The organism is Treponema denticola, assembly GCF_024181405.1.
In the GTDB taxonomy this organism is placed as follows: Bacteria; Spirochaetota; Spirochaetia; order Treponematales; family Treponemataceae; genus Treponema_B; species Treponema_B denticola_D.
On the sequence record NZ_CP051302.1, the window covers coordinates 485470 to 500544 of the forward strand.

The window sequence follows — 15075 nt, forward strand, 5'->3', positions numbered from 1 at the left end:
AACTCAAAGCTTATTTTTTCCAGTTTGCTTCAGGTAAGGCTCTCTGCCATTTCCACAAAGCATTTGTATGGAAGTTTTCGAGTTTGTCTGTGAATAAATCGAAGTAATTGTTGGAATAAACAGGTATTATGGGAACTTCTTTGTTCATTACCGTTATGTATTTTCTCCAATTTGTTCTATATTCGTTTTTGCCTGTTACAGGGTGAGCATTTTCGATGCTGTCAAGTAGCTGATCCCATTCTGCAGGAGTGTAGGTAGAACCGCCCGAGAACATTATGTTGTTGGTTGAGGGCTGACCCCACGGCTTGATAAGGGATGTTGAGTAGCTGCTCTTGGGATTTGATTTTAGAGCATAGCTTAAACCGCCTACAAATGCGTGATAGGTTCTTTCTTCCTGAGTATTTCCTGACCAGTGGCCGTACAGTACGGGCCAGTCAAGACCTGTTAACGATACCTTGAAACCGAATTTTGAAACATAAGTATCATTAAAGATTAGGTTATATGTATCTGCCCATTGAGGTGAGTAAGTAATTTTGATATCGAGAGGTTTGCCTTCCCAGAGGTAACCTGTCTTTGCATTACCTGTAAGTTTTGCATAATCTCCGTCGGTTCGTGCAGCTGCTTTATCAAGTAGTTCTTGAGCTTTTGCAATGTTTGCAGCTTCATCGAATTTTCCGTCTTTATCCAAGATATCGTAGTTTATCAATGTGCTTTCAAATCTGCCTACTGCTGCCGTACCGATAAGGTTTTCTTCATCATCATCCCACAAGGACCAGTTGTTTTTAGAATATGGACCGTTAGAGGCTATGCCGTATTTACCTAAGAAAAGCTCGATGATTTTCGGTCTGTTAAGAACATAGGCAAAGGCCTGTCTTACTTCCGTAAGAGCTGTAGGACCAAAGTTACAGTGGAGAGCGATTGTTCCGCCTCCGTGTCTATAGTAGTTGTTATAAGCAAAACCGGGCTTGTCCTTTACGGCATCTATCTTTTCAGCCTGTCCCTGATATGTAAGCATATCGACTTCACCCTGAATGAGCTGATCAACTTCTGTTTCGCTGGGAACAACCTTAACGATTACCTCTTTGATGGCAGGTGCTTTGCCAAGATAATCTTTGTAAGCTTCCAATTTAACATATTCGCCTTCTTTGTATTCGGCGATCTTGTATGGGCCGTAGCCGATGGGCTTTGAGATGTTCTTTTTAACATATTGCTGAACGGTAAGTCCTTCTTCCTTTGCTCCCTTCTTGATTGTGTCTTCGGCAAACAGGAAGTATCCGAAAACGTCTTGGTCTACAGTGTAGTTGGCCTTTTTGAGGTGGAAAATTACAGTGTTTGAAGCCTCGTCAACTTCAATAGTATCAATATAATCGTTGATAGTTGAAGATGCTCCGGTGTCTCCGAGAGCCTTTGTGTCCATGTAGAATTCGTAAGTAAACTTTACATCGCTTGCAGTTAAAGTTTCACCGTTGTGGAATTTTGCGCCTTTTACAAGCTTAAATGTCCATGTTTTAAGGTCATCGCTTACCTTCTTTTCTGCAACCAAGGGTGAATCGACGAGTTGACCTTTGGGTGTGTCTACCACAAGACCAAAAGCCCAAACAAGGTCCCTAATAGCTGCATCATAAGACGAATTTGTCCAGCCTGCATGGAAATCTCCATTAAAGTCAGCAGAAGCTACAACGAAGGGTCTTTCGTTTGTCTTAGTTGTTGCTGCACCGTTTCCTCCGCATGCGATTAAGGAAAAAGCGAGTAACAAAGTTACAATCAGCACTATAAGTTTTTTCATAGTGTCCTCCAAATATTTTAGTCGGTAAGATAAATTACCGGAGGGCAGTATATCATAAAATGATAAAAATGTAAAGATTAAGGCAAAAAAATGTCAATAAAAAAAATACAAAAAATAAAAAAAATATTTGACAAATTCACAATAGTATGTTTTAATATATGCAGTGTTTTTAACACATAAAAACAACAGGAGGAATTTAATGAAAAGTTTTGTTAAGTTTTTATCATGTATGCTTGCAGTGGCTTTGGTATTTACTGCATGCGGAGGCGGTAGCGGAACTGCTGCCGGAGGCAAAAGCCCCATAAAGAACGGTACCTATGTGGATAAAGTTATCTACTCCGTAAGTACCGACCAGACGGTTGCCTTAAAAGATGTTATTGAGGGAAAGGCAGACCTTATGTTTACCTCTGTTCCGCCCGTACTTTTGTCGGGTTTAAGCGATGCTGACAGAGATAAGATAGATGTTTACCCTGTTCCTACAGGTTATTGGTCTCTTCTCTTTAACCCCATTCCCAACAAGGCTCCCTATGTTTGGAAGACGGAAGCGGGAGAGGAAATGTTTAACCCCGTTGCCATCAAAGAAGTCCGCTATGCCTTTAACTGGTTAATCAACCGAAAGAAATTGGTAGATGAACTTCTTTTGGGTGAAGGTTCTCCTATGTACACACCCTGTACCGTAGGTCTTCCCGGAGCATACCGCTATAACATCTTGGCATCCAAGTTCGGTATCACCGAAACGGGAGATGAGCAAAAAGCTATCAACATGATTGAAGATGCTATGCAAAAAGCTTCTAAACTTGCCGAAAACAAAGGAAAACTTGTAAAAGAAAACGGAAAGTGGATGTACAAGGGAAAGCCCGTTACAATCAAATCCATAATGCGTGTTGACGATCCTACAGGCCGTCTTCCTGCAGCCCGATATATTCATGCTCAGATCGAAAAAGCCGGCATTACGGTTGAAGGTTTTGAGCGAGACCGAAAAACAGCCGGAAGCCTTGTTTACGGAGGAAACCCTGCCAACTATGATTGGACAATGTATCTTGAAGGCTGGGGTTCAGGCGGTTTCTATGTAACATGGGAAACTCCCCTTTGCCAGATGTACAGCCCCTTCTACGGCTATATGCCCGGAGGCGGAGAGGCCGAATTCTGGAATTATTCGAACGAAAAACTCGACGTTTTAGGTAAAAAAGCCGCATACGGACAGTATTTGACTGCCGAAGAATTCTTTAGCGAAACAACCGATATGTGTGCTATCGGAATGGGAGAGGCTGTCCGTGTTTATGTTGTTTCTCAAAACGACTTATATGTAGCCAACAAGGGAAGATTTAATTCCCGCCTTTTCTATGGAACCTCTGACGGCTTTAACGGCTGGACTATAAGATGTGCCGATGTTAAGCCGGATGCTGACGGCCCCTACAAAGGAAAGAGGGTTTTACGTGTATTGCAGTTCTCGGCACAAGGTTCTTTGTTTATGTCTGAATGGGACCCCATAGGCGGACAAGGCTTTAGCGATACCTACAGTTCTGCATTTACAAATACCGTTACCGATAGAGCTTCCTTTGATAACCCTGCCGTAGGGCAATCCGAATTTGCCATGTCAACTGTTGATGTTGCAAATGCAAAATTTGCACCCAAATTCGTAGCCACAGGTAAAAAGACTGAAGAAGGCGATGATGAACTTGCAATGGGCGGTGATATTCCCGTTCCTGCAGAAGCCGTTATGTATGACACTGCTTCAAAAAAATGGGTTCCTGCCGAGAGCGGTCAAAGTGTTGCAACTGTTGCAACGGGTAAGCTGGTAGACGGTTATTACTGGCATCACGGTGAACCTGTAGACCTTAACGATGTCCGCTATGCTTTTGCCTTTGCCTATGAGTGGGCCATCAAGGACGGAGATGGAGACCTCTATTATGATGCTCCTTTAAGCGGCGTAACTCTTCCCAGCCTTAAAAACACAAAGGGTATAGTATTTAATAAGGACGGATCCATCACTACATACAGTAACTACTTCCATGCTCCTATTCCGAGAGATACAGCCATAAGTGTAGGCGGTTTAAGCGTAAAGGCTGCCAACCCGGGCCGAAGAACAAACGTACCTTGGGAAATTTATGAAGCCTTGGCAGAAATGGTAGTACACGGCTCAAAGAGCGGAACGGTTTATAACTTTGCGAAAGACGGCGGAGAGCGCGGTGTAGAAGCAAACGTTAAAAACCCCGATTGTCTTGCAGACCTCAAGGCCAAATTGGAAGAATTTGCTGCTTCAAAGCATATTCCTGATCCGTTGAAAGGCTTTGTAAATGAAGATTATGCCGTTAAAAGATACAAGGCTTCTATAGCCTTTATCGAAAAATACGGAAATGCTTATATCACGACAGGTCCCTTGATGTTCGAAAAAATAGATCCTGTTACAAGTTCCGTTGTATTAACCAACTTCGATAAGTATCCTTATAAGAGCGACTACTTCCCGAATATGTTTAGAACGGACCTTACCGAGATTCAATATATCAAGGCTCCCGTAGCGCCTTCAGCCGACAAGGATGCCGTATTTGAGGTAACCGTTTCCAAGTATGCATATCCTGAGGTAGAAAGAGTTCCTCTCGATAAGGGAAAGGTTGAAGGACGTCTCCAGCTTCCTTCAGGCGGAGAGAAGACTTATACTGCTAAAGCAATAGGTGACGGTAAATTCACTATTACCGTACCTGCATCGGACTTAGCCGGACTTGAAAAGGGTGCAGAATACATAATGGTTGTATTAACCTCAATTTCCGATGAGCCGCCCTCAGCAAATTCGGTAAGCTTTACAATACTTAAATAGGATTTTAAGATTGTAATTTGAATCGAAATGCCTTGAAGCGGGGTATTTCTAAAAGTCTGACAAGTTTTTTAGAGATACCCAAAGGGCTTTGAGGCATTTTGAGTTTTTAGCGGTAATGTGCCTTGAGCTCAAAGCCTAAATTTTGTAGGAGACTTTTATGTACAAGTGGTATGCACTTAAACGTATTTTACGTGGTGTAGTAATATATTCTATTCTTATTTTTATCTTTTCTTTTTTGTTTAATCAAATAAATGAAAAGGTTCAGCGCAGCCAGATAATGGAAATGGTCCGTGCTGAAGCAAAGGGTCTAAAAAATATGACTGCCGAACAGATAATGGCATGGCGTAAAGATCAAGAATTGACCCTTATCAGACAATATAAATTAGACAGGCCCTTAGTTGAACGTGTTTTACATAACGCAAAGAGGGTTCTAACCTTTGATTTCGGTAAATCGACAACGATAAAATCCTTGACGGGTTCTCAAGAGGTTATCAAAATACTTGGTGAAGCAATTCCCAGGACCCTCTTGCTTTTTACAACAGCCTTTGTGATTAATACGCTGATTGGTTTAGCCTTGGGCTTAAAAAAAGCCCAAAAGCCGGGAAGCCGGTTGGATAAGACAACAAGTTTGATTACTCTTATCATTTACGGTATGCCCAGTTGGTGGTTAGCCATGCTTTTAATATTTGTGTTTGTTTATAAAATTCCCCTGTTTCCTTCGGGAGGAGTAAACTCTATTCCTGTGCCGGAAGGTATATGGTTTGTATTTGATAGACTGCAGCACCTTGCTCTTCCGATTCTTACCTTGGTATTTTTGGGCTTTTGGAGTACGGCTTACGTTATCCGAAACCTTGTTTTGGGTACCTTGCAGGAAGATTTTATAATGAGTGCAAGGGCACGCGGTATCCCCGAAAAGAAGGTACTTCACGGCCACACTTTAAGGACATCGGCACCTCCATTGGTAACGATGATTTTGCTCTCCTTTTTGGCCTCAATGTCGGGAAGCATAATATTTGAGGGTATTTTTTCGTGGCCCGGTTTAGGTCAGCTTTATTGGATTGCCGTTCAGCAAAACGATATACCTGTTTTAATGGGAGATTTGGCCATTACAACAGGTCTTTATCAAGCAGGTCTTATAATCCTTGATCTGGTCTACGGTTTCTTAGACCCGCGTATAAAAGTCGGAGGCAAGGAATAATGGAAAATTTTGTTGATAGATTTAAAGAATTTTGGAATGATTTTAAAAAAGAAAAGATAGGCATTGTTGCCATAGTTCTTTTAGGTTTACTTGTACTTTTGATTATACTTGAGCCTATTGTCTTGCCCTTTAAGGGAACAAACGATAATTGGCATAACATTTCTTATTGGGAAGATAACCCTGCTTCCGCTCCTCCGGTATGGTCGGAATTGTTAAGCCCAAAAAAATCGGCTAGGACGGTTCGGTTTACCGAGCCCGAGATTACGGAAGAAGAATCGGAGCATTTCGGCAAGGCTAAGGTTTATAGTTTTAAGTATAACTATAATTATGATAGAAACCCCAATAACATTATTTTTAGAGCCGAACTTACGGGAGATGTAATAATGAGTATGGATGTTATCCGCCCTGATGGAAAGCGTATCGAGCTCGGAGTTTTTCAAAAAGGAAATTTAAAAGATTATCACAGCCGCTTTACGGTTTTAACCGATGCAAAATCCACAATGCAGCAATTTACGGCTACGTATGGCGCATCTTCTACATCGGGAAACGCAAATCCTGTTCAGTTGTTGTTCTCTGAAGTTTCAAAGACTATGTACAGGGATAAAAAGCCTTTAAAGGGCGAATATGTTTTTAAATTCGTTATACCCAAAGATGTTGCATCCAACTCTGCCAATAAGATTGAAAATCCTCGCGTTATAATTCCAGGTGCTGTTTCGGGGCTTTTAGGCACTGACCTAAACAAGAGAGATTTATTTTCAGGTGTTATGGCCGGTTTAAAATGGGCTCTTTTAATAGGTCTTGTTGCAAGTATTATTTCCGTTTTGGTCGGCGTTATGTACGGAATTATAAGTGCCTACTTCGGCGGAACGGTTGATACGATTATGATGTTTATCTTTGAAATAGTCGTGTCCGTTCCTATTATTCCTATATTGATTGTAGCGGCCGCAGTTTTTAAACCGAGTATATGGATGATAATCCTTGCCCTTATTATTTTCGGTTGGACAGGTTCGGTAAAGACCGTCCGCTCAATGGCCTTACAAATAAAGGAAGAAACCTATATTGAAGCTGCAAAGGCCCTCGGTGCCGGAAAATGGAGAATCATTCTAAAACACATCGCTCCTCTTCTTTTGCCGTATTCTTTTGCTATTATGGCAAGTTCGGTTCCGGGAGCCATTATTTTTGAATCCTCTCTTTCACTTTTAGGTTTGGGAGATCCTTCTATTGTAACTTGGGGACAAATTCTCCATGATGCACAAAGCTCAGGCGCAACCTTAAACGGCTTATGGTGGTGGATTATTCCTCCCGGTCTTTTTATAGCCCTTTTGGGTATGATATTTGCATTCCTAGGTTTTGCAATGGATAAGATACTGCATCCTAAACTCAGGACAAGGTAAGGAGGTTTTAATATGGAAAATAAAGAAGTAGTTCTTGATGTAAAAAACTTGAGATTGTACTATCACACCTCCGCAGGTATTGTAAAAGCCTTGGATGATGTGAGTTTTACTCTTCATGCCGGCGAAACGCTGGGACTTGTAGGAGAATCCGGCTGCGGTAAAACGACTACAGGTATGGCTCTGCTTAAAATGCCCTCTCCTCCCGGAAGAGTAGAGGAGAATTCTCAGATTATAATTAATGGAAGGGATATTGTTCCCCTCTCCGATTCAGAGATAAGAAAAAATGTACGCTGGCAGGAAATTTCGATGGTCTTCCAAGGAGCCATGAACAGTTTAACTCCGGTTTACACAATCGGAAAACAGATGCTTGAAACCTTGCGGGAGCACAAAGAAATGAGTGATAAAGAAGCTCAAGACCTCATGGAAGAGTATCTGGGCTATGTCGGCCTTCCGCCCGAAGTTTTAAACCGCTATCCCCACGAGCTTTCCGGAGGAATGAAGCAGAGGGTTGTAATAGCGAGCGGCCTATTCTTAAAGCCTAAACTCGTTATCTTGGATGAACCCACCACTGCCCTCGACGTTATTGTTCAAGCTCAGATTATAAACCTTTTAAAGGAACTAAAAAAGAAATTTAAGCTTTCCTTTATATTTATTACCCACGATCTGTCGCTTGAAGCCGAGATTTCGGATAGGATTTGTGTTATGTATGCGGGAAAAATTGCCGAGCTCGGAACCAATGATCAGATATACGGTAAGGAGCCCATGCACCCATATACCCAAAAACTTTTACAGGCAACACCTCTTTTAAGGAAGAGGGTAAGCGAGCTTTCCTATATTCCGGGAACACCGCCCGACCTTATTTCTCCGCCCAAGGGCTGCCGTTTTAATCCGAGGTGTCATTGTACAATGGATAAATGCTTTGAACTTGAACCTCCTCTTATAGAGGTTGAACCGGGACATCAAGTAGCATGCTGGAGGTGTGTAAAATGAGCGATAACGAAAAAAAGATAGATCCTAATGACCATGTTCTTGAACTGATTAATATAAAAAAATATTTTGAGCCCCATCAAGGTTTAGTCCAAAGTCTTTCAAAGGGAACAGCCAAAAAGATAAAGGCTGTAGATGATGTTACCTTGCGACTGAGGAGGGGAGAAATCTTCGGCCTCATAGGGGAATCGGGTTCAGGTAAAACTACGATAGGGAAGATAGCGATGAAGCTTCATACCCCTACCGAGGGAACAATCCTATACAATGGAGAAGATGTTACGAACAGCGATAAGGAAAAGACTGCCTTTTACCGCCGCCGTGTTCAGATGATTTTCCAAGACCCTTATGCTTCTATGAATCCCCGTTTTAAAATTCGGGATGTAATGGAAGAGCCCCTGATTATCCATAAAATTAAGGGAACAAGGGCCGAAAATGATGAAAAAATCATCAAGGCTATTTCGGAGGTAAAGCTCAACCCGCCTGAGGAATTTATGACACGCTATCCTCACATGCTTTCGGGCGGTCAAAGGCAGCGTATAGCTACGGCCAGAACCCTTATCCTAAACCCGGAGGTTATAGTTGCGGATGAACCTGTTTCGATGATCGACCTTTCAACCCGTGCGGAAATTCTTCACATGATGAGGGAGGTTCAAAGGAAGTTAGGTTTAACCTATCTGTATATTACCCACGACCTTTCAACGGCAAGGTATTTTACCGACAGAATAGCGGTTATGTATCTCGGCCGTATTGTAGAAATGGGGGATGCCGATGATGTTATAGATAATCCCATGCATCCTTATACTCAGGCCCTGATTGAAGCCGTTCCCGAACCCAAACCGGGAATGCTTGAGGTAATTAAAAAACTCCCCATTTCGGGAGAAATTCCTTCTCCTGCAAATGTGCCTTCGGGCTGCCGCTTCCATACGAGATGTCCCTATGCGGACGAGTCATGTTCTTCTATGGAAGAACCTTCGTTGATGGACATAGGAAATGGACACTTTCATGCCTGCCGAAAGGCCGAAGAGATTAAGAAAAAGCAAAATTAAAAACTTGACTTGGTTCTCTTGAGCAAATGCGTTTCTTATGGTAATATTTAAGCTGAGGGTTACTATTGTAACCCTCAGCTTTTATTTTATGGAGGTATCAATTTTATGGAAGCAAAAAAACTTACGGAAAGCGTTTATTGTATTCATGCAGATATACATGACAGAACTGCACGCTTTGAAGGTATATGGTTATTGCCCCACGGCGTTTCTATAAATTCTTATGTTGTAAAGGGAGAAAAAACCGCTCTTATAGATATAGTAAAAGACTGGGACGGCTCGGTAGACTCTTACAGAAAGCAGCTTGAATCCATAGGGCTTTCATTTTCTTCTTTTGATTATGTAATTTTAAACCATCTTGAACCTGACCACGCAGACCTTATAAACCTTGTACGGGAAGAAAATCCTAAGGCCGAAATCTTGGCTTCTGCAAAAGGGGCTGCCCTTGTCAAAAACTTTTTTAAGATAAACGAGGGGGTAAGGGCTGTAAAAGACGGAGAGGTTTTGGACCTAGGCGGAGGAAAAAAACTTGTATTTTATGAGACTCCCAATATCCACTGGCCCGAAACAATGATGACCTATGACCCTGACGATAAAATTTTATTTTCTTGCGATGCCTTCGGCTCGTACGGTTGTATAGGCGAAAAAATCTTCGATGATCAGCACACGGAAGATGAGCTTAAATTTTTTGAAAATGAGGCCCTTAGGTACTATGCAAATATTGTGGCCAGCTTTAGTACCTTTGTAAACAAAGGAATCGAAAAACTCGCCGCTCTCGAGCTTAAATTTATTTGTCCGAGTCACGGTCTGCTTTGGCGGGGAAATCCTTCACGAATCGTAGAGCTTTATAAAAAATTTGCGGATTATAATACCGGTACCGGAAGCGGGTTGGAAAAGACTATCTGTATTATTTGGGGCTCAATGTACGGCTATACCAAGGACGGTCTTGATGCGGTTATTGAAGGCATAGAAGAAGAAGGCATACCTTATTCTATCTATAGAATTCCCGACACGGATGCTACTTTTATTTTGGGCGAGGCCTACCGCTCTGCAGGTCTTTTATTGGCAATGCCTACCTATGAGTACAAGATGTTCCCGCCCATGGCCCATATCCTTGACCTCTTTGAAAGAAAACACTTTATCAATAAAAAGGTATTCCGAATAGGAAGCTGGGGCTGGGTAGGAGGAGCCAAAAAAGAATACGAGGAAAGAATAGAAAAATTTAAGTGGACCAATATCGAATCCCATGAATGGCAGGGTAAGATCAGCGATGAGGATAAGCGGATATTAAAAGAAAGAGGCAGGGAATTGGCAAAAGCCGTAAAAAACGGATAAAAATCTTTGCTATAGCTATTATGATAAAAAATATTTGACAAATCCAAAATAGTATGTTTTAATATATGCAGTGTTTTTAACACATAAAAACAACAGGAGGAATTTAATGAAAAGTTTTGTTAAGTTTTTATCATGTATGCTTGCAGTGGCTTTGGTATTTACTGCATGCGGAGGCGGTAGCGGAACTGCTGCCGGAGGCAAAAGCCCCGTAAAGAACGGTACCTATGTGGATAAAGTTATCTACTCCGTAAGTACCGACCAGACGGTTGCCTTAAAAGATGTTATTGAGGGAAAGGCAGACCTTATGTTTACCTCTGTTCCGCCCGTACTTTTGTCGGGTTTAAGCGATGCTGACAGAGATAAGATAGATGTTTATCCTGTTCCTACAGGTTATTGGTCTCTTCTCTTTAACCCCATTCCCAACAAGGCCCCCTATGTTTGGAAGACGGAAGCCGGAGAGGAAATGTTTAACCCCGTTGCCATCAAAGAAGTCCGCTATGCCTTTAACTGGTTAATCAACCGAAAAAAATTGGTAGATGAACTTCTTTTAGGTGAAGGTTCTCCTATGTACACACCCTGTACCGTAGGTCTTCCCGGAGCATACCGCTATAACATCTTGGCATCCAAATTCGGTATCACCGAAACGGGAGATGAGCAAAAAGCTATCAACATGATTGAAGACGCTATGCAAAAGGCTTCTAAACTTGCCGAAAACAAAGGAAAACTTGTAAAAGAAAACGGAAAGTGGATGTACAAGGGCAAGCCCGTTACAATCAAGTCCATAATGCGTGTTGACGATCCTACAGGCCGTCTTCCTGCAGCCCGATATATTCATGCTCAGATCGAAAAAGCCGGCATTACGGTTGAAGGTTTTGAGCGAGACCGAAAAACAGCCGGAAGCCTTGTTTACGGAGGAAACCCTGCCAACTATGATTGGACAATGTACCTTGAAGGCTGGGGTTCAGGCGGTTTCTATGTAACATGGGAAACTCCCCTTTGCCAGATGTACAGCCCTTTCTACGGCTATATGCCCGGAGGCGGAGAGGCCGAATTCTGGAATTATTCGAACGAAAAACTCGATGTTCTGGGTAAAAAGGCCGCATACGGACAGTATTTGACTGCCGAAGAATTCTTTAGCGAAACAACCGATATGTGTGCTATCGGAATGGAAGAGGCTGTCCGTGTTTATGTTGTTTCTCAAAACGATTTATATGTAGCCAACAAGGGAAGATTTAATTCCCGTCTTTTCTATGGAACCTCTGACGGCTTTAACGGCTGGACCGTAAGATGTGCCGATGTTAAGCCGGATGCTGACGGCCCCTATAAGGGAAAGAGGGTTTTACGTGTATTGCAGTTCTCGGCACAAGGTTCTTTGTTTATGTCTGAATGGGACCCCATAGGCGGACAAGGCTTTAGCGATACCTACAGTTCTGCATTTACAAATACCGTTACCGATAGAGCTTCCTTTGATAACCCTGCCGTAGGGCAATCCGAATTTGCCATGTCAACTGTTGATGTTGCAAATGCAAAATTTGCACCCAAATTCGTAGCCACAGGTAAAAAGACTGAAGAAGGCGATGATGAACTTGTAATGGGCGGTGATATTCCCGTTCCTGCAGAAGCCGTTATGTATGACACTGCTTCAAAAAAATGGGTTCCTGCCGAGAGCGGTCAAAGTGTTGCAACTGTTGCAACGGGTAAGCTGGTAGACGGTTATTACTGGCATCACGGTGAACCTGTAGACCTTAACGATGTCCGCTATGCTTTTGCCTTTGCCTATGAGTGGGCCATCAAGGACGGAGATGGAGACCTCTATTATGATGCTCCTTTAAGCGGCGTAACTCTTCCCAGCCTTAAAAACACAAAGGGTATAGTATTTAATAAGGACGGATCCATCACTACATACAGTAACTACTTCCATGCTCCTATTCCGAGAGATACAGCCATAAGTGTAGGCGGTTTAAGCGTAAAGGCTGCCAACCCGGGCCGAAGAACAAACGTACCTTGGGAAATTTATGAAGCCTTGGCAGAAATGGTAGTACACGGCTCAAAGAGCGGAACGGTTTATAACTTTGCGAAAGACGGCGGAGAGCGCGGTGTAGAAGCAAACGTTAAAAACCCCGATTGTCTTGCAGACCTCAAGGCCAAATTGGAAGAATTTGCTGCTTCAAAGCATATTCCTGATCCGTTGAAAGGCTTTGTAAATGAAGATTATGCCGTTAAAAGATACAAGGCTTCTATAGCCTTTATCGAAAAATACGGAAATGCTTATATCACGACAGGTCCCTTGATGTTCGAAAAAATAGATCCTGTTACAAGTTCCGTTGTATTAACCAACTTCGATAAGTATCCTTATAAGAGCGACTACTTCCCGAATATGTTTAGAACGGACCTTACCGAGATTCAATATATCAAGGCTCCCGTAGCGCCTTCAGCCGACAAGGATGCCGTATTTGAGGTAACCGTTTCCAAGTATGCATATCCTGAGGTAGAAAGAGTTCCTCTCGATAAGGGAAAGGTTGAAGGACGTCTCCAGCTTCCTTCAGGCGGAGAGAAGACTTATACTGCTAAAGCAATAGGTGACGGTAAATTCACTATTACCGTACCTGCATCGGACTTAGCCGGACTTGAAAAGGGTGCAGAATACATAATGGTTGTATTAACCTCAATTTCCGATGAGCCGCCCTCAGCAAATTCGGTAAGCTTTACAATACTTAAATAGGATTTTAAGATTGTAATTTGAATCGAAATGCCTTGAAGCGGGGTATTTCTAAAAGTCTGACAAGTTTTTTAGAGATACCCAAAGGGCTTTGAGGCATTTTGAGTTTTTTCGCGGTAATGTTCTATAAATCTTTACTATATCTTGACATATCCAAACATTTTATGCAAAATACTTGAGCTCATTTTTTGTTTATATATTTAGTCGAGCTAGCTTAAATATTTAGTGAGGTAAAGTTATTGGTAAGCGAAATTTTAACTATTGAAGAAGTGGCCCGCTATTTGCGTGTTTCCGAGAGGACGGTCTACGAGTGGGCGCAAAAAGGTGAAATACCTGCCGGAAAGATTGGGACGGTCTGGCGTTTTAAAAAAGATGACATTGAAAGCTGGGTTGATGAAAGGTTAACCTCTTCAAAAACTTCGGCTTCTAAGCAGCATAGAATAGTAACCGAAAATTTTTTGTCGCCTGACAGGGTTGTCCTTTTGGATTATGCTTCAAAGCATGATGTTTTGGTTATGATGTCCGAGGTTCTGGCTAAGGCTCCTCAGGTAAAAAATTCGGCAGAGCTTTTAGATGCAATTTTAAAAAGAGAAGCTCTCATGTCTACAGCTGTAGGAAGAGGAATTGCTATTCCCCATGTAAGATTGTCTTCAGTTACCGATCTTGTCATGGCTGTAGGTATTTCTAAAAGGGATATTTTAGACTTTGACGCTGTTGACGGAAATCCCGTGCGTTTGGTCTTTATGATTGCCGCTGCAAACAACCAGCATGATTATTATTTGCAGACAATCTCCCATTTTAGTGCAAAGCTGCGTAATGAAGAACTTAAAAGCAGCCTATTAAATTCAACCGACCCCTCGGAGGTTTATGCTCTTTTGTGCGAATAGGGTACGGGTTCGATGAACTCCGGTTTTTTTTTAAGTCTCCCGAATTATGACTCTCCGGCGGAACTCAAATCTCTTTTAGAGACTCTGGGTTTTGCCATGCAAAAAAAATTCGGTCAAAATTTTTTAATCGATAAAAAGACACGCGAGAACTTGATTTCCTTTTTGACTCTTGATAAGGGAACAAGGGTTTGGGAAGTAGGCCCCGGGCTTGGGGCTATGACCTATCTTCTTTTAGAAAAGGGAGTTAATCTTACCGCTTTTGAAATTGACAAGGGCTTTATCTCTCTTTTAAAGAAATTCTTTTTAGAAAGCTCAAAACAAAATTTTAGATTGGTTGAGGGTGATGTTCAAAAAAACTGGCATCCTTATTTAATAGAGCATGGAAAGCCCGATGTTTTTTTCGGCAATCTTCCGTATAACATTGCTTCCGAGTTGATTGCTTCTACGGTAGAAGCCGGCGTCGTTTTTGATACAATGCTCTTTACCGTGCAAAAAGAAGCTGCCGAAAGAATTACTGCAAGGCCTGACAATAAAAACTATACGGCATTTTCGGTACTCTGCTCCTTGTTTTATGAGTGTAAGATAGTAAAGACTATTCCGGCTTCAGCTTTTTGGCCTCAGCCCAATGTAGAATCCGCCGCCGTCTTGTTTAAGGCAAAAAAAGAATTTGCAGAGTATAAAAACTTTAAGCTTTTTATCAAAATAGTCAAAGCTCTTTTTTCTTCACGCCGAAAAAATATAAAAAACAATTTGGGTTCGTGGATGAAATCAAACGGGTACGGCGATAAGATCGATTTTGTTTTAGAAAGGTCAGGCTTAAGCGGAAATTTAAGAGCCGAATCCCTTGCCCTATATGACTTTTTGTTTCTTTCTGATATAATAGGGCATCTGTAAAAAAACTTGGACAAAAA

10 protein-coding genes are annotated in these 15075 nt (G+C 42.0%); 9 read left to right on the top strand and 1 reads right to left on the bottom strand.

Translation table 11 applies throughout. The features are described from left to right. Positions 1–10: 10 nt before the first annotated feature. Positions 11–1786 carry an ABC transporter substrate-binding protein gene (locus HGJ18_RS02255; RefSeq protein WP_253697479.1) on the bottom strand — a complete coding sequence of 592 codons (1776 nt, stop codon included), beginning with the start codon at positions 1784–1786 and terminating at the stop codon, positions 11–13. A gap of 199 nt (positions 1787–1985) precedes the next feature. Between HGJ18_RS02255 and HGJ18_RS02260 the strand changes: the two genes are divergently transcribed. From HGJ18_RS02260 to rsmA, 9 genes are all read left to right on the top strand, one after another. Then, positions 1986–4601 carry an ABC transporter substrate-binding protein gene (locus HGJ18_RS02260; RefSeq protein ID WP_253697480.1) on the top strand — a complete coding sequence of 872 codons (2616 nt, stop codon included), beginning with the start codon at positions 1986–1988 and terminating at the stop codon, positions 4599–4601. Positions 4602–4758: 157 nt separating this feature from the next. Beyond that, positions 4759–5799, top strand: a complete 1041-nt coding sequence (locus HGJ18_RS02265) for an ABC transporter permease (RefSeq protein ID WP_253697481.1) — start codon at positions 4759–4761, stop codon at positions 5797–5799. Continuing rightward, entirely contained in the window at positions 5799–7193 is a 1395-nt protein-coding gene (locus HGJ18_RS02270) for an ABC transporter permease (protein WP_253697482.1), read from the top strand. Before HGJ18_RS02265 ends, HGJ18_RS02270 begins: the two co-directional genes overlap by 1 nt. Positions 7194–7205: 12 nt before the next feature. Beyond that, complete coding sequence (locus HGJ18_RS02275; protein WP_253697483.1) at positions 7206–8183, top strand: ABC transporter ATP-binding protein; 978 nt, start codon at positions 7206–7208, stop codon at positions 8181–8183. Then, positions 8180–9226, top strand: a complete 1047-nt coding sequence (locus tag HGJ18_RS02280) for an ABC transporter ATP-binding protein (protein WP_253697484.1) — start codon at positions 8180–8182, stop codon at positions 9224–9226. Before HGJ18_RS02275 ends, HGJ18_RS02280 begins: the two co-directional genes overlap by 4 nt. Positions 9227–9331: 105 nt before the next feature. Further along, the gene (locus HGJ18_RS02285) at positions 9332–10558 is read left to right on the top strand and encodes an FprA family A-type flavoprotein (protein WP_253697485.1); all 1227 of its coding nucleotides are present in this window, start codon (positions 9332–9334) and stop codon (positions 10556–10558) included. 106 nt (positions 10559–10664) lie between these two features. Further along, positions 10665–13280, top strand: coding sequence for an ABC transporter substrate-binding protein (locus HGJ18_RS02290; RefSeq protein WP_253697486.1), 2616 nt, complete (start codon positions 10665–10667; stop codon positions 13278–13280). Positions 13281–13516: 236 nt separating this feature from the next. Continuing rightward, positions 13517–14164 carry a PTS sugar transporter subunit IIA gene (locus HGJ18_RS02295; RefSeq protein WP_253697487.1) on the top strand — a complete coding sequence of 216 codons (648 nt, stop codon included), beginning with the start codon at positions 13517–13519 and terminating at the stop codon, positions 14162–14164. Between the two features lie 12 nt (positions 14165–14176). Beyond that, positions 14177–15058 carry a 16S rRNA (adenine(1518)-N(6)/adenine(1519)-N(6))-dimethyltransferase RsmA gene (gene rsmA / locus HGJ18_RS02300; protein ID WP_253697488.1) on the top strand — a complete coding sequence of 294 codons (882 nt, stop codon included), beginning with the start codon at positions 14177–14179 and terminating at the stop codon, positions 15056–15058. The last annotated feature ends 17 nt before the right edge of the window (positions 15059–15075 follow it).